21 protein-coding genes are annotated in these 25,861 nt (G+C 75.1%); 5 read left to right on the top strand and 16 right to left on the bottom strand.

The features are described 5' to 3' along the window. The first annotated feature begins 13 nt into the window (after window positions 1-13). Complete coding sequence (locus tag ACH45N_RS13140) at window positions 14-2,473, top strand: protein kinase (protein WP_397394453.1); 2,460 nt, start codon at window positions 14-16, stop codon at window positions 2,471-2,473. Window positions 2,474-2,533: 60 nt separating this feature from the next. On the opposite strand, the gene ACH45N_RS13135 is transcribed toward ACH45N_RS13140, so the two are convergent. From ACH45N_RS13135 to ACH45N_RS13100, 8 genes are all read right to left on the bottom strand, one after another. After that, window positions 2,534-6,157 carry an error-prone DNA polymerase gene (locus ACH45N_RS13135; RefSeq protein WP_397394451.1) on the bottom strand — a complete coding sequence of 1,208 codons (3,624 nt, stop codon included), beginning with the start codon at window positions 6,155-6,157 and terminating at the stop codon, window positions 2,534-2,536. A gap of 176 nt (window positions 6,158-6,333) precedes the next feature. Then, a complete protein-coding gene (locus tag ACH45N_RS13130) occupies window positions 6,334-8,097 on the bottom strand; it encodes a DNA polymerase Y family protein (RefSeq protein WP_397394449.1) in 1,764 nt (587 codons plus the stop codon). Next, window positions 8,094-9,074, bottom strand: a complete 981-nt coding sequence (locus ACH45N_RS13125; RefSeq protein ID WP_397394447.1) for a hypothetical protein — start codon at window positions 9,072-9,074, stop codon at window positions 8,094-8,096. The genes ACH45N_RS13130 and ACH45N_RS13125 overlap by 4 nt, the downstream gene beginning before the upstream one ends. Window positions 9,075-9,566: 492 nt before the next feature. Continuing rightward, on the bottom strand, window positions 9,567-10,043 hold the full coding sequence (locus tag ACH45N_RS13120; RefSeq protein ID WP_397394445.1) for a MaoC family dehydratase: 477 nt from the start codon (window positions 10,041-10,043) through the stop codon (window positions 9,567-9,569). Then, window positions 10,040-10,789 carry an SDR family oxidoreductase gene (locus ACH45N_RS13115; RefSeq protein ID WP_397394443.1) on the bottom strand — a complete coding sequence of 250 codons (750 nt, stop codon included), beginning with the start codon at window positions 10,787-10,789 and terminating at the stop codon, window positions 10,040-10,042. The genes ACH45N_RS13120 and ACH45N_RS13115 overlap by 4 nt, the downstream gene beginning before the upstream one ends. 27 nt (window positions 10,790-10,816) lie before the next feature. Further along, on the bottom strand, window positions 10,817-11,944 hold the full coding sequence (locus tag ACH45N_RS13110; protein WP_397394441.1) for a zinc-binding dehydrogenase: 1,128 nt from the start codon (window positions 11,942-11,944) through the stop codon (window positions 10,817-10,819). An 11-nt stretch (window positions 11,945-11,955) separates the two neighbouring features. Continuing rightward, complete coding sequence (locus ACH45N_RS13105; protein WP_397394439.1) at window positions 11,956-13,179, bottom strand: acetyl-CoA C-acetyltransferase; 1,224 nt, start codon at window positions 13,177-13,179, stop codon at window positions 11,956-11,958. Window positions 13,180-13,225: 46 nt separating this feature from the next. Beyond that, the gene (locus ACH45N_RS13100; protein WP_397394437.1) at window positions 13,226-14,437 is read right to left on the bottom strand and encodes an acyl-CoA dehydrogenase family protein; all 1,212 of its coding nucleotides are present in this window, start codon (window positions 14,435-14,437) and stop codon (window positions 13,226-13,228) included. Window positions 14,438-14,532: 95 nt separating this feature from the next. Here ACH45N_RS13100 and ACH45N_RS13095 point away from each other — a divergent pair, with 95 nt between their 5' ends. Next, complete coding sequence (locus tag ACH45N_RS13095) at window positions 14,533-14,961, top strand: acyl-CoA thioesterase (protein ID WP_397394435.1); 429 nt, start codon at window positions 14,533-14,535, stop codon at window positions 14,959-14,961. Between the two features lie 115 nt (window positions 14,962-15,076). Here the strand turns inward: ACH45N_RS13095 and ACH45N_RS13090 are convergent, their stop codons facing one another. From ACH45N_RS13090 to ACH45N_RS13060, 7 genes are read right to left on the bottom strand one after another with little or no spacing between them, the layout of a single operon-like run. Beyond that, window positions 15,077-16,786 (bottom strand): AMP-binding protein, encoded by a 1,710-nt coding sequence (locus ACH45N_RS13090; protein WP_397394433.1) that lies wholly within the window; start codon window positions 16,784-16,786, stop codon window positions 15,077-15,079. Then, window positions 16,783-18,081, bottom strand: coding sequence for an acyl-CoA dehydrogenase family protein (locus ACH45N_RS13085; RefSeq protein WP_397394431.1), 1,299 nt, complete (start codon window positions 18,079-18,081; stop codon window positions 16,783-16,785). Before ACH45N_RS13085 ends, ACH45N_RS13090 begins: the two co-directional genes overlap by 4 nt. Beyond that, window positions 18,081-19,178 carry a phosphotransferase family protein gene (locus ACH45N_RS13080; RefSeq protein ID WP_397394429.1) on the bottom strand — a complete coding sequence of 366 codons (1,098 nt, stop codon included), beginning with the start codon at window positions 19,176-19,178 and terminating at the stop codon, window positions 18,081-18,083. The genes ACH45N_RS13085 and ACH45N_RS13080 overlap by 1 nt, the downstream gene beginning before the upstream one ends. A gap of 56 nt (window positions 19,179-19,234) precedes the next feature. After that, window positions 19,235-19,993, bottom strand: a complete 759-nt coding sequence (locus tag ACH45N_RS13075; protein ID WP_397394427.1) for an SDR family NAD(P)-dependent oxidoreductase — start codon at window positions 19,991-19,993, stop codon at window positions 19,235-19,237. Continuing rightward, entirely contained in the window at window positions 19,990-21,009 is a 1,020-nt protein-coding gene (locus tag ACH45N_RS13070) for an NADPH:quinone oxidoreductase family protein (RefSeq protein ID WP_397394425.1), read from the bottom strand. Before ACH45N_RS13070 ends, ACH45N_RS13075 begins: the two co-directional genes overlap by 4 nt. A gap of 3 nt (window positions 21,010-21,012) precedes the next feature. Continuing rightward, window positions 21,013-21,636, bottom strand: coding sequence for a TetR/AcrR family transcriptional regulator (locus ACH45N_RS13065; RefSeq protein ID WP_397394423.1), 624 nt, complete (start codon window positions 21,634-21,636; stop codon window positions 21,013-21,015). Between the two features lie 41 nt (window positions 21,637-21,677). Then, the gene (locus tag ACH45N_RS13060; RefSeq protein ID WP_397394421.1) at window positions 21,678-22,499 is read right to left on the bottom strand and encodes an SDR family oxidoreductase; all 822 of its coding nucleotides are present in this window, start codon (window positions 22,497-22,499) and stop codon (window positions 21,678-21,680) included. Between the two features lie 150 nt (window positions 22,500-22,649). Here ACH45N_RS13060 and ACH45N_RS13055 point away from each other — a divergent pair, with 150 nt between their 5' ends. The 3 genes from ACH45N_RS13055 to ACH45N_RS13045 are packed head-to-tail and all read left to right on the top strand — an operon-like array spanning window position 22,650 to window position 24,407. Then, the gene (locus ACH45N_RS13055) at window positions 22,650-23,279 is read left to right on the top strand and encodes a QsdR family transcriptional regulator (protein ID WP_397394419.1); all 630 of its coding nucleotides are present in this window, start codon (window positions 22,650-22,652) and stop codon (window positions 23,277-23,279) included. A gap of 13 nt (window positions 23,280-23,292) precedes the next feature. Further along, complete coding sequence (locus ACH45N_RS13050) at window positions 23,293-23,829, top strand: YbhB/YbcL family Raf kinase inhibitor-like protein (RefSeq protein ID WP_397394417.1); 537 nt, start codon at window positions 23,293-23,295, stop codon at window positions 23,827-23,829. Then, window positions 23,826-24,407 (top strand): YbaK/EbsC family protein, encoded by a 582-nt coding sequence (locus ACH45N_RS13045; protein ID WP_397394415.1) that lies wholly within the window; start codon window positions 23,826-23,828, stop codon window positions 24,405-24,407. The genes ACH45N_RS13050 and ACH45N_RS13045 overlap by 4 nt, the downstream gene beginning before the upstream one ends. On the opposite strand, the gene ACH45N_RS13040 is transcribed toward ACH45N_RS13045, so the two are convergent. Next, the gene (locus tag ACH45N_RS13040; RefSeq protein WP_397394413.1) at window positions 24,394-25,860 is read right to left on the bottom strand and encodes an extracellular solute-binding protein; all 1,467 of its coding nucleotides are present in this window, start codon (window positions 25,858-25,860) and stop codon (window positions 24,394-24,396) included. The two genes, ACH45N_RS13045 and ACH45N_RS13040, sit on opposite strands and share 14 nt — an antisense overlap. Window position 25,861: the final 1 nt, after the last annotated feature.

Here is a 25,861-nt window from a genome sequence, read left to right as displayed (position 1 = left end):
TAGGTTTTCCGGCATGACGTCACCAGCACCCGGCGTCGGCGAGGTCGCGCCAGCGGCCGTCGGCCCCGGTCCGGTCCCGTCAACGGATGCCGAGCCCGCAGCAGGCCCCCCGCCGACCCCGGAGCTCGCGCCGGTCCCCGCCCCGCCGGACGAGGATCCGACCAGGGAGCTCGCGCCCGTACCCGCGCCGCCGAGCGTGGAGGACGTCGCCGAGCCCGCGGATCCCGGCCCGGTCCCTGAGCCGCCGGCGGACATCGACGCAGGCACGGACACGGACACGGACGACGCTCCTGTGGCCACCGTGGTCGCCCCCACCGCCGCCGAGCCGGTCGACGCCCCGGATCCGGCCGCGGCCGCCGCGGCGCCCGTCCCCGGCCCGGCAACCACAGCCGACGCCGAGCCGGCCCCGGCGTCCGCCCCGGACCCGGAGCCCACCCCGGAGCTCCCGCCCGCCCCGCCTGCTGACCTCGCCGCGCCCGCCCCGCGCGCCGCCGCCCTGCCGATGCGGCCGGTGCGGCGCATCCCCGCCAGCGGGGAGCGCCTGGGCCGGTTCACGCTCGCCGAGGCGCTGGGCCACGGTGGTTTCGCGCACGTGTACCGGGCACAGGCCGACGACGACACGGAGGTCGCCCTGAAGGTCCTGACCGGCCTGCACGACGACGCCCGGGAGCGCTTCGCCCAGGAGGCGCACCTGCTGGAACGGCTGGACGGCCGCGGCTTCCCGCGGTTCGTCGAGGCCGGCCTGGACGCGACGCAGCCCTGGTTCGCGATGGAGCTCGTGCCCGGCACCACGCTGCGCGACCGGGTGCGCGAGGAGGGGCCGCTGTCCGGCCCCGAGGCGCTGCACCTGGCCCGGCAGATCGTCGACGCGCTGCTCGTGCTGCAGGAGGAGCGCTGCCTGCACCGCGACCTCAAGCCGGCGAACATCATGGTCGACGGCGACCGCGCGGTCCTCATCGACCTGGGCATCGCCAAGGTGTTCGACGCCGCGACCTCCACGCAGCCCGCCGGGACCATGGCCTACATGGCGCCCGAGCTGTTCGGGCGCCGGGTCCACCCGCGGTCCGACGTGTACAGCCTGGGCCTGCTCCTCGTGTACGCGAGCACGGGTGCGCTGCCGCTGGACCTGAACTTCCTGGGCCGGGACCTGACGCCGTCCGACCTCGTGGAGGAGGAGCCTGCCGGCGTCGTCCCGGACGACGATCCCCTGCCCGAGCGCCCGGCCATCGACCGGCACCTGCAGTCCCTGGTCCTGGCCATGACGCGGTACCAGCCGAACCACCGGCCGCCGCTGGAGAACATCGCGAGCGTCGTGCGCGCGCGGATCGCGAGCGCGACGCCCGACCCGACGCTCCTGCTCACCTCGCAGCTCGTCAGCGACGGCGTGACGGCCGCCGAGGTCGCGACGCTGCCCTCGACGGACATCCTGCCGGGCCAGGGCCACACCAAGATGTTCCAGCGTGACCTCGACCGGTCGGACGAGGTCACGCCCACCCGCGTCCCGGAGCCCTGGCACGCCCTGGTCTACGACCGGGCGCTGATGAGCGTGCTGACCGAGGTGCACGCAGACGGGTTCGACGGCGCCGCGGAGCAGGTCGTGGCCGACCACGTCGCGGAGATCGGCGCGGAGGTCGCCGGCGGCCGCACCCCGGCCGAGATCAAGGACTGGATCTGGCAGGCCATGCGCTGGCGGGTCGCCACTCCCCCGGAGGGGCACGCGGACACGCTGCGCGGCTGGCGCGCGTTCCGCAGCCCCGAGCCCGCGCCGGCGAGCAAGCGGGCGCCGGTCACGAGCCGGCCCAGGTCGGTGACCCCGGTCGGGTCGACGGCGGCGGGGTCCAGCACCGCGGCACCGCCGTCGGCCACGGCGACCCAGGTGGTCCGCAGCCAGGTTCCACCGCCGCAGTCGTATCAGCCGCGCAAGAGCCCGGTGAAGCACCTCGGCCCCGCCCCGCGGCAGGCCGCGCCCGGCCCGTCCCTGCGCGCCACCCGGCCGATGCCGGCCGTGCCGCCGGGCCGGCCGCCCGTCGCGCAGCCGACGAGGCAGCAGGGCGCGCAGCGGGGCGGACAGCCGGCCGCGCAGCCGGCCAGGCAGCCCGGCGGACCGCAGGCCGTGCAGCCCGCCAAGCAGCAGGGCGCGCGGCCGGGCAAGCAGCCGCGCACGCCGGCGCCCGCCCCCATCGCACCGCGTCGCAGGCCGTGGCCGGTCCGGCTGCTCGGCGCCCTGCTGCGCTGGGTCCCCCGGCTGCTGCTGGTGAGCGCCGTGTACGTGCTGGTCACCCAGGACGCGCAGGGGGGCGACCCGTTCCTCGCCGCCCCCGCCCTCGCGGTCGCCGCGTTCGGCCTGGCCGTGCTGCTGCGCATCGCCGGGCACCGCATGAAGATCTGGTTCTACGCGATCGCCGCGGTGCTGGTCGGGGCGGGTTCGGCGGCACTCTGGGCGACCAGCACGGGCCAGCTCTACCTGGGCTGACGCGGCGCCGGCCGGTTCGGGCCGCACGGCGCCGCGTCGGACGGCACACGCGCCGAACTCCTACCGGAAGTCCCGCGACCGCCCCGGGACCGCCAGCGACAGCGGGGCGAGGTGCTCCGCCAGGAGGTTGACGGCGCCGTCGGCGGCCTCGATCCGCCCGCGGATCACCATGGCCTGCGCCGACCGCGCGACCCGGCGGAACCGCTGCCACAGCCCGACCGTGCAGATCACGTTCAGCAGCCCCGTCTCGTCCTCCAGGGACAGGAACGTCACACCCCCGGCGGTGCCCGGCCGCTGGCGGTGCGTCACCACCCCGCCGACGGCGACCCGGCGTCCCGGCTCGGTCACCATCGCCTGGGCGACGGTGAGCACGCCCGCCGCCTCCAGACCCGGCCGGACGTGCTGCGTCGGGTACGAGTCGGGCGTGACGCCGGTCGTCCACGCGTCGGCCTGCGCCAGCTCGACCTCGCTCATCCCCGGCAGCACCGGGGCGTCGACGCCGACGCTGACGCCGGGCAGCGTCGTCGGCCCCTCCTGGCCCAGGGCGCCCGCGGCCCACAGGCCTTCCCGCCGGTCGACGCCGAGCGGCTCCAGCGCGCCGCCGGTCGCGAGCGACTCGAGCTGCGCCGTCGACAGCTCGACCCGCCGCACGAGGTCCCGCAGGGACACGAACCCCGCCGGGCCCGCGGCGTCGCGGGCCGCCACGATCTCCTCCGCCTTCTCCTTCCCGATGCCCCGCACGGACTCCAGCCCCATGCGGACCGCGAGCGCCGGGTCGGCCCGGACGAGGCCGGCGACGGACGCGGTCGGGGTCTCGGCGGGCTCGACCAGCGCAGGGGCAGGCCCGTCCGGCGTCGGCGCCCCCTCGGCCGGCGAGGCCGCAGGCACCCGCTCGACCGAGGAGAGCACCCGGGACGCCGCGACCGAGGGCCGCAGCACGCGCACCCCGTGCCGGCGCGCGTCGGCGACCAGGGACTGCGGGGAGTAGAACCCCATGGGCTGGGCCGCGAGCAGCCCCGCGTAGAACGCGGCCGGGTGGTGCACCTTGAGCCACGAGCTCACGTACACGAGGTGCGCGAAGGAGTAGGCGTGCGACTCGGGGAAGCCGAAGTCGGCGAAGGCCCTGAGCTTCTCGAAGATCTGCTCCTGCACCCCGGGCGGGATCTTGTTCGCGGTCATCCCGGCGTAGAGCCGTTCGCGCAGTGCCTCCATGCGTTCCTGGGACCGCTTGGACCCCATGGCGCGCCGCAGCTCGTCGGACTCCTTGGGCGTGAACCCGGCGACGTCGATCGCCATCTGCATGAGCTGCTCCTGGAACAGCGGCACGCCCATGGTGCGGCTCAGGGAGTTCTTGAGCAGCGGGTGCAGGTACTCGACCTTCTCGCGCCCGCGGGCCCGCTCGATGTAGGGGTGCACGGACCCGCCCTGGATGGGGCCGGGCCGGATGAGCGCGACCTCCACGACGATGCTGTAGAAGTCGCGCGGCCGCAGCCGCGGGAGGGTCGCCATCTGGGCGCGCGACTCCACCTGGAACACGCCCACGGTGTCGGCGGCGCACAGCAGGTCGTACACGAGCGGGTCGTCCTGCGGCGGGTCGTGCAGCTCGAGGCGCTCCCCGGTGTGCTCCTCGACGGACTCGAACGCGTACCGGATGGCGGTCAGCATTCCGAGGCCCAGCAGGTCGAACTTGACCAGCTCGGCGTCGGCGCAGTCCTCCTTGTCCCACTGGAGCACGGTGCGCCCCTCCATGCGGGCCCACTCGACGGGGACCACCTCGATCACCGGGCGGTCGCACATCACCATGCCGCCGGAGTGGATGCCCAGGTGGCGGGGCAGGCGGAGCATGCGGTCGGCGAGGTCGAGCACGTCGTCGGGGATCTCCCCCTCCTGCGCGGCCGACGGCGGCGTGCGGAACGGCACGACGTCGTGGGTGTCGTCGGCGCGCTCCCGGGGCTCGCCCGCGGCGCGCGCCTCCTGCGCGAGCACGTCGACGAAGGCCCCGTTCTCCCCCGGGCCCCAGAGCGCCGTCATGCGGGCGTCCTTGGCGGCGGTCCGGTTCTGCGGGGCGGGTCCGGCGCCAGGGGCGCCGTCCGGCACGCCGTCCGACGGCGGAGCGGGCACCCGCGGTTTGAGCGTGCCCCAGCGCTCGATGCTCTTGGACCAGGCGTCCTGCTGCCCGATGTCGTAGCCGAGCGCGCGGGCGGCGTCGCGCACCGCGGAGCGTGGCCGGTAGGAGATGACGTTGGCGACCTGGGCCGCGTGCGTGCGCCCGAACTTCTCGTAGACGTACTGGATCACCTCCTCGCGGCGTACCGACTCGATGTCGACGTCGATGTCCGGCGGGCCGTCCCGCTCCGGCGCGAGGAACCGCTCGAACAGCAGGCCGTGCCGCACCGCGTCCACGGCGGTGATCCCCAGGGCGAAGCAGACCGCCGAGTTCGCGGCGCTGCCCCGCCCCTGCGCGAGGATGCCGTTGCGCCGGCAGAACTCCACCAGGTCGTAGACCACGAGGAAGTACCCCGGGAACTCCAGGTCGGTGATGACCTTCAGCTCGTGGTCGATCTGCTGCCAGGCCTTCCGGTTGCCCTCCCGGGGGCCGTAGCGGCGGGTCGCGCCCTGGTAGGCGAGCTCGCGCAGCCAGGACTTCTCGTCGTGCCCCTCCGGGACGGGGTAGGGCGGCAGCCTCGGCGCGATGAGCTTCAGGTCGAACGCGCACTCGGCGCCCAGCGCGGCGGCCGTCGGCACGGCCTGGGGATGCCTGCGGTGCAGGCGTGCCATCTCCGCGCCGCTGCGCAGGTGGGCGGTGGGCGCGCCGGGCAGCCAGCCGTCGAGGTCGTCGAGGCTGGACCGGGCGCGGACGGCGGCGAGCGCCCCGGCGAGGTCGGCGTCCCGGGGGCGGGCGTAGTGCGCGGCGGTGGTGGCGACCAGCGGCAGGCGCGCCTCCTGCGCGAGGAGGGCGAGCGCGTCGTGCAGGTCGGCGTCGCGCGGGTCGCCGGTCGCGGTGATCTCGACGGCCACGTTGTCCCGCCCGAACGCATCGACCAGCCGCGCCAGCTCCCGCCGCCCCGCATCCAACCGATCAACCCGATTCCCAGCCCGTTGAGTGCTGGCTATTTGCGCTGTCGAATCGTTTTGAGAGCGCAAATAGCCAGCACTCAACGAGGGGGCGAGGGCCTGGCGGAGCGGGCCCTTGCGGCAGCCCGTCAGGACCAGCCACTCGCCTCGCGACGCCGCGCCCAGGCCTTCCAGCGTGTAGTTCGCGGCGCCCTTGACGCCCGCGTCGAGGTGCGCGGTGCCGATCGCGCTCGACAGGTTGCGGTACCCCTGCGGCCCGCGCGCGAGCACGAGCAGGTGCGTCGCGCGTGGGTCGGGGACGCCGGTCGGCGGGTCGAGCACGGGCATGCCGGCGGAGCCGCGCGGGCCGGTCGAGACCGTCGGCAGGTGCAGCTCCGCCCCGAACGCCGTCTTGAGCCCGACCTTCTTCGCCGCCTGCGAGAACCGCACCACGCCGTACAGCCCGTCGTGGTCGGTGATCGCGAGCGTCCTCAGCCCGAGGCGCGCACCCTCGGCGGCGAGCTCCTCGGGGTGCGAGGCGCCGTCGAGAAAGCTGAACGCGGAGTGGGCGTGCAGCTCGGCGTACGGCACCTCCTGGTCGCGCCGGTCACGGGGCGCGGGCCTAGTCATGGGCTGCCCCTGGTGGTGTCGACGCCGAGGTCGGCACTCTCCTTCGAGGTCGGCAGTCCGCATCGAGATCGGTCCGGTGATGGACGGATCTCGGTGCAAGGTGCCGACTCTGTGCCACAAACTGCCGACCCCGAGCTGCCGGTTCAGGAGACTGCCGACCCCGAGACACGAACCGCCTAGTCATAGAGCGCCTCCAGGGACCACGTCCCCGCCGCCGACGAGAGCAGCAGGCCGAGCGTGAGCTCGTCCTGTCCGGCGGGGCCGTCGACCACCACCTGGAGGAACACACGGCGCTTGCCCCGGGACGTCCACCACCGTTCGGCGACCGGCCAGGGCCCGGCCCAGTCGACGACGGCGGCGTCGAGACCGGCCCACGCCGCGCCATCCTCGTCCGAACCGCCGACCGGACCGCCGCCGGCACGACCGCCGACCGGACCGCCGCCGGCACGGCCGCCGCCGACCATACCGCTCGCACCGCCGCCGGCCGTCTCCTCCGGCACCAGCACGCGAGCCGGCTCGCCGCTGACCGCCAGGCGCACGTCGACGACGACGGGCCGCCCGGCGGCGTCGAGCACGCGTGCGGGGACGGGCTCGGGGAGCACGACCGACGGCGCCGGGGGCGGCAGCGCGCCAGGCCAGGGCCGGTCGGGGTCGCGCTCGGGCGGGACCTGCTCGCCGTAGGGCACGAGCTGCACGCGGTCGCGGGGGTCGCGCCCGCCCTGGAGCCGCACGGTGAGCACGGCGTCGCCGCCGAGCAGGGCCTGCACGCGCTCGACGGCACGGCGGGCGCGCAGGTCCTCGCCCGCGCCGGGTCCCCACAGGCGCGGCTGCAGCGCCCCGGCGGGGGTGACCTCCTCGGCGGCCAGGCTCAGGCCCGCGATCGGGGCGGGCTGCTCGCCCTGCCCGAGGGACGACGCCGTGAGCCAGCCCTCGAGCTGCCAGCGCACGCGGTCGGTGATGCGGGCGGCCGAGAGCCCGCCGAGCGTGTCGTCGGTGCGCCACAGCCGTTCCAGGGTGCGGGCCTCGCCCGTGACGGGGTCGACGGCGCGCGCCGTGATCCGCAGCCGGCCGCACGCCAGGCCGCGCCGGTGCAGGTCGTCGTGCAGGCGCTCGGCGAGGCGGCGGGCGGCGAAGGTCGCGACGTCGACCCGGTGCGCCGGCGGGTCCAGCTCCTCGATGACGGTCAGGTCCTCCACCAGCCGGCGCCGGGCGGGCGGGCGCACGTCCTGCCCGCGGGCGAGGCGCTGCGCCCAGACGCCGAGGTCGCCGAACCGGGCGGCGACGGCGGCGTCGGGCAGGGCGGCCAGGTCGGCCAGCGTGCGCACGCCGAGGCGGCGCCACAGGTCGACCAGCTCGGTCAGCGCCCGGTCGGCGGGCCGGGCGTGCACCAGCACGGCGGCGGGGCGGGGCGCGAGGTAGTCGCGGGAGTCCCCCGGCGGCACGACGGCGTCGTCGCGGGCGGCCAGGACGGCGGCCAGGTAGCCGTCCGCGACCCCGACCTGGCACTCGTGCCCGGTGCGGACGGCGACCTGCTCGGTCAGCTCGCGCGCCAGGTCGTGCTCCGAGCCGTGGTAGCGGGCCGCACCTCCGGACGGCAGCAGGAGCAGTCCCGGGCGGGCGATCTCCAGCCCCGGGACAACGGTCTCGGCGGCCACGGCGACGGGCTCGAACTCGCGGGCGTCGCGGGCGTCGTCGGCGGCCCAGAGCTGCAGGTCGGGGCAGCGCCCCTGGGCCTCGCGACGGCGCATGCCGCGGCGCACCCCGGCGCTGCGCGCGGGGGCGGACACCGCGACGATCCGCCCGCCGGGGCCGCCCGTGACGGCGGCGGGCACCTCGGGGCCCAGGCCGGCGACGACGAGGGCGGCGACGACCGGCCAGTCGGGCACCCAGAGGCACGCGGTGCGGGTCACGGCCGTCGCGGTGCCGGTGCGCCCGCTCATCCCACCAGCTCCAGTGACGGGCGGCCCTCGACGGTCTCGGCCTGCACGGCCGCGTCCCGCACGCTCCCCGAGACCCCGGCGCCGAGGGGCTCCGCCACGGCCGCCCGGCACACCGGCACCTCCACGTCCAGGTGCACCGGACGTGCCGCGCTCCCCCGCCCGGTGCGCCGCACCCGCAGGGTCCGGCGCCGCAGCCAGCCCACCCCGCCGTCGACCCCCGCCCAGCCGCCCGCGGTGGCCTCGAGCACGACGTGCGCCCCGGCCCAGCCGCCCGTGCCCGGGAGGAGGACGGTGCCGCGGTCGCGGGCACGGGCCGTGAGGCGGCGGCGGTCCTGGTCCAGGAGGGCCACCTCCGGCCCGACCACGACGACGTCCATGCCGTCGATCAGCGCGGCGAGCACGGCGGGCGCGTCCACCCCCGACCCGGCCGGCAGCGGCACCACCAGGGTGCGCGCCAGGTCGCACCCGGCGTCGGCCGCGGCGGCCATCCCGGCGGCCGGGTACCCGACCAGCACCGTCCAGGCCCCGTCTCGGGACGCCTCGGCGAGCAGCGTGAGCAGCAGCGACGTCGAGCCCCGGACCACCACGGTGGTCCCAGCCCGCAGGCCGCCGTCCGGCAGCAGGGCCGCCAGGTGCGGGTGCACGGGCAGCACCCGCGTGTCCTCGCCCGGGTGCCCCACCCGGCCGGCTGACGACGGCGCGGGTTCCGTGGGGTGGGCCTCGACAGGCGCGGACGCCGGCAACGGGTCGGTCAGGAGCCCGCCCCGCAGCGCCCGGACCTGCACCCGGTGCGCCGCGACGGGCTGCTCGCCGCGGACGGCCTGCACCGGCCGCGCGGCCGTGGCCTGTCGGCGGACGCCGGTGCGCGCCTCGGCCGACCGCAGCGCCGCGAGCGCCTGCGCGTGCTTGCTGCCGCCGCCGGCGGGGACGGCGTCGGCGGCGGTGTCGGCCTTCGAGGAGATGGTTACGACGGTCATGTCCCTCCAGCGATGGTGCCTGCCGGCGGAGACCGGTGGTGGAGCACTTACGAACACCTGTTCGATAGAACACCAGTACATCGCTCCGGGGCGGACCTGTCAAACCATCTGTTCCGCAACACTGCGGCGCCCGCGACGGCCGTCGCGGGCGCTCCCGGGGTCGGACACCACTGATGCGGCGGGTGCCGGGAGGGCTGAACTTCGTTCGGCTGTGCCCCGGGGATGCCTGCTGTGCCGGACAGTCCGGCGGGGGCGGACTGTGCGGGGCCAGGGTGAACGGAATGCGGCCCACCCGGCCACCTCTCCCCCAGCACACCTTCCCCCGGCAGCCTCGCCGCACAGCCCGCCGCACGACCCGCTGCACGACCCACTGCACAGCCCCGGCGCAGAACGACGTGAGGTACCGACCCCGGTCAGGATCGGTACCTCACGTCGTTCTCGGGGCGCGCGGCGCGCCCTCAGGTCCGCAGAGCCCTCAGGTCCGCAGAGCCCTCAGGCCTCCAGCACGTACAGCGACAGAGTGTGCGCCACGAGGGCCGGCTTCTCGGCCCCCTCGATCTCGACGGTGACCTTCGAGGCGAGCCGCACACCGGCCGGCGTCGGCTCGGCCGAGAGGATCTCGGTGACGGCCCGCACGCGCGCGCCCGACGGCACCGGGCTGAGGAACCGCAGCCGGTCCATGCCGTAGTTCATCACCATGGCGACGCCGCCCACCTCGACGAGCGACGACGCCAGGTGCGGCAGCAGCGACAGGGTGAGGTAGCCGTGCGCGATCGTGGTGCCGAACGGCCCGGCGGCGGCCCGCTCGGCGTCGAGGTGGATCCACTGGTGGTCCTCGGTCGCGTCGGCGAACGCGGCGATGCGCTCCTGCGTGACCTCGAACCACTCGCCCGTCGCGGTGCGGCCCACGGCGTCGGCGAGGGCCGCCGGCGAGTCGACGGCGATGACGCCGTCCACGCCGGCGCTCATGCCTTGGGGCCGCCCGCCACGTACAGCACCTGCCCGGAGACGAACCCGGACTGCTCGGCGCAGAAGAACGACACGGCGTTCGCGATGTCCTCGGGCTGGCCCACACGGCCCACGGGCACGTCCTTGGCGGCCACGCTGAGGTAGTCGGCCAGCGACACCCCGATGCGCTCGGCGGTCTCGCGGATCATGTCGGTCTCGATCACGCCGGGCGCCACGGCGTTCGCGGTCACGCCGAACTTGCCGAGCTCGATCGCCAGGGTCTTGGTGAAGCCCTGCATGCCCGCCTTGGCGGCCGAGTAGTTGGCCTGGCCACGGTTGCCGAGGGCGGACGTCGAGGACAGGTTCACGATGCGGCCGTACCCGGCCTCCACCATGTGCGCCTGCACGGCCCGCGTCATGAGGAACGCGCCGCGCAGGTGCACGCCCAGCACGGCGTCCCAGTCGCCCACCGACATCTTGAACAGCAGGTTGTCGCGCAGGATCCCGGCGTTGTTCACCAGCACGGTGGGCGCGCCCAGCTCGGCGGTGACGCGGGCGACGGCGACGGCGACCGAGTCCTCGTCGGCGACGTCGACGCCCACGGCGAGCGCGCGCCCGCCGTCGGCCACGATGGCCTCCGCGGTGGTCTTCGCCTGGTCCTCCAGGAGGTCCAGGACGGCGACGGCGAAGCCGTCCTGGGCGAGCCGGCGGGCTGTGGCGGCGCCGATGCCGCGGGCCGCTCCGGTGACAATGGCTGTACGAGTCATCAGGGGTTTCCTCTCGTTGCGTGAACTTCAGAACATCACGAGCTGCCGCAGCGCCGCGCCGGAGGCGAGCCGGTCGAGCGCGGCGGGCAGGTCGTCCAGGGTGATGCGGTCGGACACCAGGCGCTCCAGGGGCAGGCGCCCGGCCCGCCACAGCTCCACGTAGCGCGGGACGTCGCGGCCCGGCACGGCGGAGCCGAGGTAGGAGCCGACGACGGTGCGCGCCTCGGCGGTCAGGCTGAGCGGTGAGATGCTCGCCCGCGCGTCGGGGTGCGGCAGCCCCACCGTGACGGTGGTGCCGCCCGGGGCCGTCAGCGCGTAGGCGGTCTCGAAGGCGCGGGCCGAGCCCGCCGCCTCGATCACGACGGGCGCGCGCAGCCCCTGGTCGGCGGCCTCCTGCGGCCCGACGGCCAGGGCGGCGCCGAGCTCGCGGGCCAGGTCGAGCTTGGCGGGCACGGCGTCGACGCCCACCACCTCGTGCCCCAGCGCGACCGCCACCAGGAGCGCCGCCATGCCCACGCCGCCCAGTCCCACGACGGCCACCCGGTCGCCCGGGGCGGGCCGGCCCGCGTTGACGACGGCGCCGCCGCCGGTCAGCACCGCGCAGCCGAGCAGCGCGGCGACGTCGGGCGGGACGTCGTCGTCGACGGGCACCACGGAGGTCTCGGAGACCACGGCGTGGGTCGCGAACGCGCTCACCCCGAGGTGGTGGTGCACCTGCTGAGCGCGGCCGGCCCCGCCGTCCGCCCCGCCACCGGCCCGCGACAGCCGCCGTCCGCCACCCACGAGCGTCCCGGCCGCGTTGGCCGCCGACCCCACCGCGCACGGCAGCCGCCCGTCGGTGGCGCACTGCGCGCACTCCCCGCAGCGCGGCAGGAACGTCATCACGACCCGCTGCCCGACGGCGAGGCGCGCGCCCGGGCCGGTCGCCTCCACGACACCGGCGGCCTCGTGCCCGAGCAGCATCGGCACGGGCCGGGCGCGGTTGCCGTCCACGACCGACAGGTCGGAGTGGCACAGCCCCGCGGCCTCGATCCGTACCAGCACCTCGCGCTCGCCGGGCGGGTCCAGCTCCAGCGGCCCGACCGTGACCGGCCGGGACTCCGTGTAGGGCGCCGGCGCGCCGCAGCGCTCCAGCACCGCACCCGTGATCAGCACGTCCGCTCCCTTCAGAGCTTCTCCAGCACCATCGCCATGCCCTGGCCGCCGCCCACGCACATCGTCTCCAGACCGTACTGGCCCCCGGTGTCGGCGAGCGCGTTGATCAGGGTGGAGGTGATGCGCGCCCCGGTCATCCCGAACGGGTGCCCGACGGCGATGGCGCCGCCGTTGACGTTCAGCCGCTCCGGCTCGACGCCGAGCTCGCGCGCCGACGGGATCACCTGCGCCGCGAACGCCTCGTTGATCTCCACGAGGTCCATGTCGTCGACCGTGAGCCCGGCGCGGCGCAGCGCCTGCCGGCTGGCCTCGACGGGGCCGAGCCCCATGATCTCCGGGGACAGCCCGCTCACGCCGGTGGACACGATGCGGGCCAGCGGTGTCAGGCCGAGCTCGTCGACCACGCGGCCGGAGACGATGACGACGGCGGCGGCGCCGTCGTTCAGGGGGCAGGCGTTGCCCGCGGTGACGCTGCCGTCGGGGCGGAACACGGGCTCCAGCGTCGCGAGCTTCTCCACGGTGGTACCCGGCCGCGGGCCGTCGTCGGCGGAGACGACCGTGCCGTCGGGCAGGGTGACGGGCGTGATGTCCCGGGCCCAGAAGCCGGCCGCGACGGCGGCCTCGGCCCGCTGCTGGCTGCGGGCCGCGAACTCGTCCTGCTCGGCGCGCGTGACGCCGCGCAGCGCGGCGACGTTCTCCGCCGTCTGGCCCATGGAGATGTACGCGTCGGGCAGCACGCCCTCCAGCCGCGGGTCGGTCCACAGCCCCGTGCCGGACCCGGCGCGCTTCTCGGTGCGGGCCAGGGCGTCGGCGAAGACGGGGTTGTGCAGGTCCACGCCCGGGATGTCGTCGCTGGACCCGGTGGCGAACGAGCTGACGGACTCCACGCCCGCGGAGACGAAGACGTCGCCCTCGCCCGCCTTGATCGCGTGGAACGCCATGCGCGTGGTCTGCAGGCTGGAGCTGCAGTACCGCGTCACGGTCGCGCCGGGCACCGTGTCCCAGCCGCACAGCACGGCGACGATCCGCGCCAGGTTCATGCCCTGCTTGCCCCCCGGCAGGCCGCAGCCCAGCAGCAGGTCGTCGATGCGTGCCGGGTCCAGGCCCGGCACCTGCCCGACGGCGGCGCGCACCATCTCGGCGGCGAGGTCGTCGGGGCGCACGTCCTTCAGCGACCCCTTGTGCGCGCGCCCGATGGGCGACCGCGCGGTGGCGACGATGTAGGCCTCGGTCATAACTCCTCCTTGAGCCGGTGAGCCAGGTCGGTGCGGCGTCGCGTCGTCAGACGAACGCCGCGTGGCCGGTGATGGCGCGGCCCACGATGAGCTGGTTCATGTCCTTGGTCCCCTCGAACGTGTAGACCGCCTCGGCGTCGGCGAAGAACCGGGCGACGCCGTGATCCAGTGTGATCCCGTTGCCGCCGCACGCCTCGCGACACAGCGCGACGGTCTCGCGCATGCGGGTGGTGACGAACGCCTTGGCCATCGCGGCGTGGGCGTCCTGCTGCGTGCCGAGGTCCTGGAGCTGGGCCACGCGCACGCACATGGCGAAGCTCGCCGTGACGTTCGCGTACGCCGTGGCGAGCTTGTCCTGGACGAGCTGGTAGCTGGCGATGGGGTTGCCGAACTGCTCGCGCTGCCTGGTGTAGGCGACGGCGGCCTCGTAGGCACCGATCATCGTGCCCAGCGCCTGCCAGGACACGCCGTCGCGCGTGATGCGCAGCACCTTGGCGACGTCGCGGAAGCTGTTGATGCCCTGCAACCGGTCGGCCTCGTCCACGCGGACGTCGTCGAGGACGATGTCGGCGTTCTGCACGATGCGCAGGGACTGCTTGCGCTCGATCTTGGTGGCGGTGAAGCCGGGCGTGCCCTGGCGCACCAGGAAGCCCTTGACCTGGTCGTCGGCGGTGTCCTTGGCCCAGATGACGACGACGTCGGCGAACGTGGCGTTGCCGATCCAGCGCTTGGCGCCGTTGAGCACCCAGGTGTCGCCCGTGCGGGTGGCGGTGGTGCGCAGGCCCTTCGCGGTGTCGGAGCCGGCCAGTGGCTCGGTGAGCCCGAACGCGCCGATCAGGTCGCCGGCCGCCATGGGCGGCAGCCACGTCGCGCGCTGCTCGGCGCTGCCCCCGATGCCGATCGAGGTCATCGCCAGGCCGCCGGAGACCCCGATGAAGGTGCAGAACGAGGAGTCGACGCGCGCCGTCTCCATGCCGACCCAGCCGCGGAACACGGCGGAGGTCTCCTCGCCCTGCGTCTCGGCCCAGCCCGACCCGATGGTGCCGAGCTGCGCGAAGGGCTTGAACAGGTGCACGGGGCACTCGGCGCGCTCCCAGTAGTCGTCCGCGATGGGACGCACCTCGCGCTCCATGAACTCCCGGACGGCGAGGGCCTTCTTCTGCTCGGCCGGGGTGAGCAGGTCCTGGAACGCGTAGAAGTCCGCCTCCAGCAGGTCGGTGCCCGGTTCAGTGGCGGGTGGCTCGGGTGCGAGCGTCATCGGTCCTCCGATCGTCGTCGATCTGATGCATGTCCAGTATGCATCATTCGTGGATATGTTGCATCGACCCCTTGGGGTCGGTCTACGCTGGCTCGATGGGCTATCGGCACCCCTTCCCGCTGCGCTGGAACGACAACGACCAGTACGGGCACATGAACAACACCGTGTACTACGAGGCCATGGACACGGCGGTGAACACCTGGCTCATCAGGCACACCGACCTGGACCCCACGGGCGCCGTGATCGGGCTCGCCCGCGCGTCCTCGTGCGAGTTCCTCGCCCCGGCGTCGTTCCCGGAGGAGCTGGAGGTCGACGTCGCCGTCGGGCGCCTCGGGCGCACCTCGCTCACCTGGGACCTGGCGATCCTGCGCGCGGGCGCGCCCGACCGCAGCGAGGCGTACGCGACGGGTGCCTTCACGCACGTGTTCGTGGACCAGGTCGAGCGGCGCCCGGTCCCGGTCCCGGACGTGATCCGCGCGGCGGTCGAGCGGCACCTGGGCGTGCCGCCCACGCCACCAGCGTAGCGCCGCCGCCGCGCCGCCCGCGGCCAATGGTGCGCTTCTACCCCGCCATTGGGCCCGAAAACGTGCTGATTCCGGGCCCAATGACGGGGTAGAAGCGCACTTTCGACGCATCGCGTCACGGCTCCCGCGTCGCCGTCGGCTCCCGCATCGGGAGCGGGGCCGACGCCGGGGCCGAGTGCCGGGCCGTGAGCTCGCGCTTGAGCACCTTGCCGCTCGGGCCCAGCGGCAGGTCGGCGGACACGTGCACCACCCGCGGGTACTTGTACGCCGCCACGTGCTCGCGCATGTAGGCGACCACGGCGTCCGGGTCCACGACGGCCCCGTCGGAGGGCACCACGGCGGCGTGCACCTCCTGCCCGCGCGCGGCGTCGGGCACCCCGAACACCGCGGCCAGCGCGACGCCCGGGTAGCGGGCCAGCACCGCCTCGACCTCGGTGGGATACACGTTGTAGCCGTTGCGGAGGATCATGTCCTTCTTGCGGTCCACGATCGTCACGATGCCGTCGGCGTCCACGGTGCCGAGGTCGCCGGTACGGAACCACCCGTCGACGACGGCGGCGGCCGAGGCGTCGGGCCGCCCCAGGTACCCCTTCATCAGGTTGTGCCCGCGCACCACGATCTCGCCCAGGTCACTCTGCTCGCCGGCCGTCGAGCCCGGCACCCCGCCCGGCGCCGGCACGGGCAGCAGCTCCACCCGGTCCTCCACCTCAGCCACGGCCACCGCCACGTCGACACCCCACATGGGCCGTCCCACGGTGCCGGGCCGGATGGGCTCGGAGGTCACGTTGAAGGTGCACGACGGCGACGTCTCGGTCAGCCCGTACCCCTCGTGCACCTGCGCGCCGAACGCCTCCTCGAACGCCTCCAGCAGCGCCACCGGCAGGGCCGCGCCGCCCGAGACGGCGAACCGCAGCGGGGGCCGCGCCGTCGTCCGGCGGGCTGCCTCGACGATGCCCGCGAAGTTGGTCGGCACGGCCGTGAACACGGTCGCGCCGTGCGCCACCAGCAGCTCCAGGGCCTCGTCCGGGTCGAACCTCGGCAGCAGCACGATGGACGCGCCGCGCCGGAACGCCATGTTCAGCACCGCCATCTGCCCGAACGAGTGGAAGAACGGCAGGCCGCCGTAGACGACGTCGTCGGGCCGCAGGTCGAACGAGTCGATCAGGGAGCAGTGCACCTGCTCGACCATCGCCAGGTGCGAGCCCACCGCCCCCTTGGGCGTGCCGGTGGTGCCGCTCGTGTACAGGATCGTGGCCGCCGCCAGCGGGTTCACGCCCGCGTGCCGCTCGATCGGGGTGGCCGCGGCCGCCTCCTCCTCCAGCCGCGCCACCGGGGTGCCCCGCTCGGCGAGGCCGCGGGCGGCGTCCTGCGGCAGCAGCACGGTCAGCAGCGGCACCCCGGCGCGGGCCGCCGCGGGCGCGGCCTCGGCCAGCATGGGGGCGGCGACCACCACGACGTCGGCCCCGGCGTCGCGCAGCACGAACTCGATCTCGTCGGTGCGGAACAGCAGGTGTACCGGCACCACCACGGCGCCGAGCGCGAGGGTGGCGTAGTAGACGCGGGCGAAGTCGGGCACGTTCGGCACGATCATCGCCACGCGCGAGCCCGGCCCGATCCCCCGGGCCGCGAGCGCCCCCGCGTACGCGCGGGTCTGGTCCCAGAGGTCGCCGTAGGTGGCGGCCTGCCCCAGGAAGTAGAGCGCGGTGCGGTCGGGGAACCGACGGGCGGTCTCGGCCAGCATGCTCGCGATCGAGAGGGTGCCGTAGCCGGGCCCGTCGATTGCGGGGTCGGGCGCGGCCGGGGTGGGCGAGGGCGCGTGGGTCATGTCGGGTCTCCTTCGACGGTCGACGTGGTGGGCGGGACGGGGGCGACGCGCGCCAGGTAGGGCGCGCGACGGCGGAGCTCGGCCCGGCCGAGCCCGGCGAGCTGCACCTCGTCGGGCCCGTCGGCCAGGCGCAGGGTGCGCACGCCGACCAGCAGCTCGGCCAGCGGGTGGTCGCCGGAGACCCCGGCGGCGCCGAACACCTGGACGGCGCGGTCCAGGATCTGCCCGACGGCGCGAGGTACCGCGATCTTGATGGCCTGGATCTCGGTCATGGCGGCCTTGTTGCCGACGGTGTCCATGAGCCAGGCGGTCTTGAGCACGAGCAGGCGCAGCGACTCGAGCTCGATGCGGGAGGTGGCGGCCCACTCGCGCACCACGCCCTGGTCGGCCAGCGGCCCGCCGAACGCGACCCGCTCGGCGGCGCGCTCGCGCACCAGGTCCAGGGCGCGCTCGGCCATGCCGAGGGCGCGCATGCAGTGGTGGATGCGGCCAGGGCCGAGGCGGGCCTGGGCCATGGCGAACCCGTCGCCCTCGCCGCCCAGCAGGGCGTCGGCGGGCACGCGGACGTCGTCGAACACGATCTCGGCGTGGCCGCCGTGGTCCCGGTCGTCGTAGCCCAGCACGGTCAGGCCGCGCAGCACGGTGACGCCGGGGGTGTCGCGGGGAACGAGCACCATGGACTGCTGCCGGTGCCGGGCCACCTCGGGATCTGTGCCCGGGTCGGTCCTGCCCATCACGACCAGCAGCCCGCAGTCCGGGTTCATCGCGCCGGTGGCGAACCACTTGCGGCCCGTGAGCACGTACTCGTCGCCGTCGCGCACGATCCGGGTGGCGATGTTCGTGGCGTCCGACGACGCGACGGCGGGCTCGGTCATGCAGAACGCCGACCGCAGCGTCCCGTCCAGCAGCGGGTCGAGCCAGCGCTCGCGCTGCGCGGGCGTGGCGAAGTGCGCGAGCAGCTCCATGTTGCCGGTGTCGGGCGCGGCGCAGTTCATGGCGACGGGCGCGAGCTTCGGGCTGTACCCGGTCAGCTCCGCCACGGGGGCGTACTGCAGGTTGGTCAGGCCGCCGCCGCGTTCCGCGGCAGGGCCGCCCGGCGGCAGGAACAGGTTCCACAGCCCGCGCTCCCTCGCGGCGGCCTGCAGGTCGCGCACGACGGGCCGGAACGACCAGTCGTCGGGGGTGGCCGCGAGCTGCGCGGCGAGCACGGGCTCGGCGGGCAGCACGTCGTCCACCAGGAAGTCCCGGACCCGGGCGGTGATCTCCCGCGTGGTCGCGTCGGGTGCGAAGTCCATCAGGCTCCTCCTGCCGTGGTGCCGTGCTCGGGTGCGGTGGCACCGAGCCGGGCCAGCCCCTCGCGGGCCAGCGGCTCGACGAGCGCGCCGATCGTGTCGAACCCGGCGCCGACGGTCTGGCCGCCGGTGTACCGGTAGTGGATGCCCTCGAGGATGACCGCGAGCTTGTAGCAGGCGAACGCCCGGTACCAGGCGAGGTCCGGGACGGCGGTGCCGGCGCGGGCCGCGTAGGCGTCGATGACCTCGGCGAAGTCCGGGTAGCCCGCACCGGGCGCGATCGCCCCGGCGACGCCGACGACGCCCGCCGCCCGCGTCAGGTCGTGGATGTCCCAGTACATGCCGAGCATGCCGAGGTCGACGAGCGGGTCGCCGAGCGTGGCCATCTCCCAGTCCAGCACCGCCGCGACGTGCGGGGCCTCCGGCGGCCCGGCGACCAGCACGTTGTCGAGCCGGTAGTCGCCGTGCACGATGCCGGAGCGCGCCCCGTCGTCGGGCACCGCGTCCGCCAGCCGCTCCTGGAGGGTGTCCAGGAGCGGCTGGGGCCGCGACCGGGAGGCGTCGTACTGCCGCCGCCAGGTCTTCAGCTGCCGGCCGAGGTACCCGGCGGGCCGGCCGAAGTCGGCCAGCCCGACGGCCGCGGGGTCGGTGGCGTGCAGGTCGGCCAGCACCTCGGCCAGCTCGACCGACAGCGCGCCCAGACCCGCGCGGGTCCAGGCCGCGTTGTCCTCGGGCCGGGCCAGGACGGCGCCGTCGACGTGCTCCATGACGAAGAACACGGTGCCCGTGACCTCCCCGGCCTCGGTGTCGTCGACGACCGCCACCGTGCCCGGCACCGGGACGGTGCCCGCGAGCGCCGTGATGACACGGTGCTCGCGGCGCATGTCGTGCGCGCTGGACAGCACGTGCCCCAGCGGCGGGCGCCGCACCACCAGCGGACGGGCGGCGCCGTCCACCCGGTAGGTGAGGTTGCTGCGCCCGCCGGTGACGAGGGTCGCGGTCAGGCCGGGCGCCCCGTCCGACCCGGCGAGCTCCGGGTGCTCCCGGGCCAGCCAGGCGGCCAGGCCGGCGACGTCCAGGCCGGGAAGTTCGTGCGTCATGGTTCCCCTTCGGGTGGTGATCGAGGATTCCCGTCCCGGTGCGCCCGGCGGGCCGTCTACCGGTGCGGGATCCCGCTGGTCATGCCGCCGTCGACCACGATCTCCTGGCCGGAGATCCACGCCGACGCCTCGCTCGCGAGGAACAGGATGGTTCCCGCCAGGTCGGCGGGAACGCCGGGCCGGCCGAGCGGGATCACCAGGGCGTCGGGGTCGATCCGCGTGCTCATCTCGGTCAGGACCAGGCCGGGGTGCACCGAGTTGACCCGGATCCCGTCCTTGCCCAGCTCCACGGCGAGCGACTTGGTCAGGCCCCGCACGGCGAACTTCGAGGCGGTGTACCCGTGCAGGCTCCAGCTCCCCCGCAGCCCCTCCACCGAGGAGATGTTGATGATCGAGCCGCGCCCCGCCGCCTTCATCGTGGGGACCACCGCCCGGCAGCCCAGGAACACGCCCGTGGCGTTGACCGCCATCACGGCGTTCCACTTGGCGAGCGTGAAGTGTTCGATCGGGGCCGCATTGGCGATGCCCGCGTTGTTGACCAGCACGTCCACGCCGCCGAGCGTGTCGACCACCTCGCCCACGACCTGCTCCCAGGCGTCCTCGTCGGTCACGTCCAGGTGCGCGAACCGGGCCCGCTCCCCCAGCTCCTCGGTCAGCGCCCGGCCCTCGGCGTCCAGCACGTCGGTGATCACCACGTGGGCGCCGGCGTCGTGCAGGATCCGCACGTACGCCTCGCCGATGCCGCGGGCCGCGCCCGTCACCAGGGCGACCCGGCCGGTCAGGTCGTGCAGCCCGGCGGCCGTGGGGCCCGTCATGCCGCCACCTCGTCGCCGACCACGGCGTCGTCGGCCACCCGGACCACCAGCCGCCCCGTCGTCGCGCCGCCCGCCAGCCGCGCCACCGCGGCGGGCGCGTCGCCGAACCCGACCACGTCGCCCAGCGCGGGGCGCAGCACGCCGGTCGCGGCGAGCCGCTCCAGCTCGGCGTGCGCGGCGTCCACGAGGTCGGGCCGCCGCTGCTGGTAGAGCGCCCAGTGCAGGCCGAGCACCCCGTAGTTCTTCACCAGGGCGAGGTCGGCCCGGACCACCGGCTGCTGCCCGCTCGCGAACCCGACCACCACGGTCCGGCCCTCGAACGCCAGGCAGCGCGTCGAGCGCTCGAACGAGTCGCCGCCCACCGGGTCGAACACCACGTCCACGGCGCCGCGCAGGGCGCCGACCCAGTCGTCGTCGCGCAGGAACACCTCGCCCGCGCCCGCGGCGCGGGCCGCCGCCACCTTCGCAGCGCTGCCCACCACCCCGACCACGCGCGCGCCCGTCGCCCGGCCGAGCTGGCACGCGGCCGTGCCCACGCCGCCCGCGGCGGCGTGCACCAGGAGGGTCTCCCCGGCCCGCAGCCCGGCCCGCCGGTGCAGCCCGAACCACGCCGTCTGGTACGCGATCGTCAGCGCCGCGGCCTGGGCGTCGTCCAGGGCCGACGGCGCCGCGTGCACGGCCTGGGCCGGGACCGTCGCGTACTGCGCGAGCACCCCGATCTTCGAGCCGACCACACGGTCGCCCACCCGCACCCGCTCCCCCTCGGTCACGCCGGGCCCGAGCGCCACGACGTCACCGCACAGCTCGATCCCGGGCACGAACGGCAGCTCGGGCCGCTCCTGGTACTCGCCGCGGGCCAGCAGCACGTCGGGGAAGTTCACCGCCACGGCCCGCACCCGGACCAGCACCTCGCCCGGGCCGGGCTCGGGCACCGGCACGTCGTGCAGCTCCATCACCTGCTCGGGCTCCCCGTGGGAGACCACGCGCCACGCCTTCATCGCCGTGGGTCGGTTCACGTCTCAGTCCTTCCTGCTGCTGTGTCTGCTGTGTACGGTGCTCTTCCTGAGACCGCGCAGGAACAGCTCGGTGAGCTGCTCCGCCACCTCGGCGGTGGTCTCGGGCCCCGCGGGCGAGTACCACTGGGGCAGGTAGTGCACGTCGGAGAAGAAGTTCGCGATGAGCACCGCCGTGGGCACGTCGTCGCGGAACACGCCCTCCTTGATCCCGCGCTCCAGCAGCGCCTGGAAGTCGTCGTGGTACGCCCGACGGCGGCGCTTGACCTCCGCCCGCCGCTCCGGCGCGAGCATGTGCTGGCTCCGCGTGAACACGGTGCCCTCGGCCAGCAGCTCGATCGACGTGGTCACCACGTCCTCGCACACGGTGCGCAGCACCTGCTCCACGTCGTCGCCCCGCGCGTCGCCCGCCGCGACGAGCTGGTCGAGCCGCGCCTTCTGCAGCGACAGCATCCGCTCGTAGATCGCGAACAGCAGGTCGTCCTTGGAGGCGAAGTAGTGGTACATCGCCCCCTTGGTGACACCCGCGGCGGCGACGATCTGCTGGACGCTCGTGGTCGCGTAACCCTGCGAGGCGAACAGGTCGAGGGCGGCCCGCAGGACCTGGTCGTGGACGTTCGTGGTGCGCATGCCCACATCCTTCACCGTCGCGGGCGCGCCCGGGCCACGGCTCACCAGGCGGCCCGCACGCTCGCCCCGCCGTCGACCAGGATCGTCTGGCCGGTCACCCAGGCGGCGTCGTCCGACAGGAGGAAGGCGGCCGGCCCGGCGACGTCGTCCGGCACGCCGAGGCGGCGCAGCGGGTAGGCGCGCGCCGCCTCCTCCTCGCGGCCCTCGTACAGGGCGCGCGCCAGCCTCGTCCTGACGACGGCGGGCGCGAGCGCGTTCACGCGCGTGGCCGGGGCGAGCTCGTCGGCGAGCTGCACCGTCAGGTTGATCAGGGCCGCCTTCGAGACGCCGTAGAAGCCGATGTTCGCGGCCGACGTCGTGCCCGCGAGGGAGGCCATGTTGACGACGGAGCGGAGGCCGGCCGCCGTCCCCGCGGTGCCTTCCGCGGCCGCGGCGACCGCGTCGCGCGTCCACTCCAGCGCCGCGATCACGTTCACCTCCAGGATCTTGCGGGCCGCGCCGACGTCCAGCCCCGAGAGCGGCCCGTAGGCCGGGTTGATCCCGGCGTTGTTGACCAGGTGGTCCAGCCGCCCGAAGTGCTCGACCGTCCGCGCGACGGCCTCGGCGCGGTGCCCGGCGTCGTCCGCCTTGCCGGCCACGCCCAGGGCGCGGTCCGCGCCGAGCCCGGCCACCGCCTCGGCCAGCGTGTCGGGGTCGCGGCCCGTGACGGCCACGCTGCCGCCCTCGGCCACGATGCGGCGGGCGATCGCGAGCCCGATCCCCCGGCTGGCTCCGGTCACGAGCGCGACGCGGCCCTCGAACCTGCGCCCGGGCCCGCCCTCCGGCCCGCTCCCGAGCCCCTCGGCGACGTCGTCGTCAGCCACGCGTACCTCCGTACCGTCTGGTCGGTTTGCACGAGGACCGTAGCACGCCCCCACGCCCGGGGATAGGGTTGGTGTTCAGAGAGGGATGTCCCGTATGCATCATTCTTCATGGTGTTGCACGGGACGCCGGTCCAGCGGTTGGATGACCTGATGACGACCACGACGTCGAGCATCGCGACGGTCGGGCTGGAGGCGGCGCCGAGCCGGCTCTCCGCCCGGCTGGCCACGCACCCCGAGGCGCAGCGCGTGCTCGACCTGGCGCGGGACACCTTCATCGAGGGCTACCGCATCGACATGGGCCCGCTGGCCACGCAGCTCGGCGTGGACCGCACGTCGGTGTTCCGCTGGGTCGGTAACCGGGACGCCCTGCTGTCCGAGGTGCTGTGGTCGCTCGCCGTGCCCACGCTGGTGCAGGCGGAGCACGCGACCGAGCACCTGACCGGCGCCGAGCGGCTCGCGGACCTGCTGACCACGTTCGCGCACGACCTGATCGTGGCCGACTACTTCCGCGCGTTCCTGCGCCGGGAGCCCGCCCGCTCCCTGCGCCTGCTCACCACCGCGGACAGCCCGATCCAGCGCCGCTTCGTCGCGACCGTCGAGTGGCTCGTGGTCCGCGACCTGGGCGAGGAGCCCTTCGGCGGCACCATCACGCCCGAGGAGCTGGCCTACCTGCTGGTGCGGGTCTCGGAGTCGCTCACCTACGCGGACCTCATCACCGGCGACGAGCCCAGCCCGGCACGCGCCCGAACGGCGTTCCGCCACCTGCTGCGGGTGACCTGACAGAGTGATCCCCATGGATTTCACTCGCCCCTACCCGCCGGACCCGTACACGCTGCTGCCCGCGCCCGCCGTCTTCGAGCTGAAGAGCGCCGACCTGGTCGACGGTGAGCGCATGCCGGACGCGCACGCCGCGCACGCCGGCAACCTCTCGCCCGCGCTCGAGTGGAGCGGCTTCCCCGAGGGCACCCGGTCGTTCGTCGTGACCTGCTTCGACCCGGACGCGCCGACGCCGATGGGCTACCACCACTGGACCGTGGCTGACCTGCCCGCCGACGTGACGTCGCTGGAGACCGGCGCGGGCGCACCCGACGGCGCGGGGCTGCCCGCCGGCGCGTTCCAGACCAGCAGCGACGGCCACACCCCGGGCTTCGAGGGCGCCGGCCCGCCGCCCGGCGACCACCCGCACCGGTACATCTTCGCGGTGCACGCGCTGGACACCGCGCCCGGCGAGCTCGGCCTGGGGCCGGACAGCACCAACGCGCAGGTGGCGTTCAACGTGTACTTCCACCTGCTGGGGCGCGCCACGCTGACGGCGACGTACAGCCGATGAGCGACCACGCCACCCTGCCGACGCTGGGCGACCTCGCCTGGGCGCCCGCGCTCGACCACCCGGAGCTCCTCGCCGAGCCCGTCCGCGCGGCGCTGGCCACCTGGGCCGCCGCCGACGAGCGGGTCGCCGGCCAGGTCGCGGTCACCGAGATCGACCCGGACCACGCCGACACCGCCACGCTCAACGAGCTGCACGACCTGCCGCCGGAGGCCTCGGCCAACTGCGTGCTGGTGGCCGGCAAGCGGGCCGAGGAGGAGCGCGTCGCGGCCTGCGTGGTGCCCGCCAGCACGTTCGCCGACGTCAACAAGCGCGTGCGCAAGCTGCTCGACGTGCGCAAGGCCTCGTTCCTGCCGACCGACCGCGCCGTGGCCGACTCCGGCATGGAGTACGGCGGCATCACGCCCGTGGGCCTGCCCGCGCACTACCGCGTGCTCGTCGACTCCCGGTTCACGCAGGACGGCACCATGGCGCTGATGGGGTCCGGCGTCCGGCGCTCCAAGCTGCTCATGCCGGGGCCGCTGCTCTGCGCCATGCCGGGCGTCGAGGTGGTGGAGGACCTGGGCGTCAGCCGCGCGTGACCCGGCCGTCCATCGCCGCGTCCATCCGCGCGGCGAGCTCGGCGGCGTCGAACCGTATGGGGTCGTCCGGCGAGAGGGCGGCCCGCACGTAGCGGCGCAGCTCCTCGCTGAGCTCCACATAGTGCTGCAGGCGAGGACGTGGTGACGCGCCGTCGAGCGCCTGGCGCAGGGCGCTGTTGGCCTTGCGCCCCGGGTCGTCGGTGCCCTCCACGCCCTTGCCGGTCGCGTAGTCGACCAGGGAGGCCGCCAGCCCGTCGGTCTCGGCCTCCCTGGCCCACGGCGCCGCCGGGTCGCGGTAGGGCGCCTCCCGGCTCGCGGCGAACCCGCCGCGCTCGAAGATCACCTGGTGGCTGCGCTCGTCGGTCAGGAACTCCACGAGCCGGCGCGCGGCCACCGGGTGGCGCGACGCCGCCGCCACGGCGAGGCTCTGCCCGCCGAGCACGCCACCGCCGGGCACCGGCATGAACCCGACCCGGAACGGCGCGGCGTCCTCGCCCCGCAGCAGCCGCAGCGCCCGCGGCCAGTGCCGCAGGAAGACGGCATGGCCCGCCGCGAACGCGGCGAGCGAGCCCTGCTCGTCGAACGCGAGCGACGCCCCACCGCCCCCGCCGTCCGACGCCGGGCGCAGCCGCGCGGCCAGGCCCTCGACCGTGGCGGCGACCCGGCCGAGGTCCCCGAACACGGGGCGCCCGGCGTCGTCGACCGACACGGCGCCGGCGCCGAGCAGCACCTCCCAGAGGTTGACGGTGAACCCCTCGTAGTCGGCGAGCTGCTGCGCGATCGCCGTGTCGACCGGCGGCCGGGCCAGCCCGGGGCGGTCCCCGCCCACGACCGCCAGGACCTCGTGCGCGAACCGGTCCAGCCCGGCCCAGTCGTCGTGCACGGGGATCGGGTCGGTGGCCGGGACGGACCCCTCGTAGAACTCGGTGATCAGGTCCAGGTTGCAGTACAGCAGCCCGACGTCGGAGTTGAACGGCAGGGCGTACGTCGCGCCGTCCCACGTGCCGGCCGCCCACGGTCGGCGCAAGAAGCCGTCGTCCGACGCGTCGTCGAGCGCCCGCAGGTAGCCGCTCTGCGCGAACTGCGGCACCCACGGGATGTCCAGGTTGTAGACGTCGTAGGCGGCGTCCTTCGCCTGGGCCGCGGACAGCATGGTGCTGTAGGCGCGGTCGGCGTTGCTGGAGACCTCGACGACGCGCGCGGGGTGCTCCTGGTGCACCTGGTTCCAGAGGTCCACCAGCGCGCGGCGCTGCCCGCCGTCGGTCTCGTCGCGGCCGCTGAGCACGGTGAGCTGGTCGCCCGCGCCGAACGTCTCCAGGTCGGCGGGCCCGCCGAACAGCCTCTCCAGGCCGAGCGGCAGCCCTGCCCCTGCGACGAGCCCCGCCGCGCCGCCCACGAAGAAGCCCCGCCGCGTGATCCCGTGCGAGCCGTTGCCCGCCGTGCCACCGGTCATC

Source organism: Promicromonospora sp. NPDC019610 (genome assembly GCF_044389365.1).
GTDB lineage: Bacteria > Actinomycetota > Actinomycetes > Actinomycetales > Cellulomonadaceae > Promicromonospora.
The sequence above is the reverse complement of the archived record's forward strand: the minus strand, read 5'-3'. Positions and strand labels throughout refer to the sequence as shown.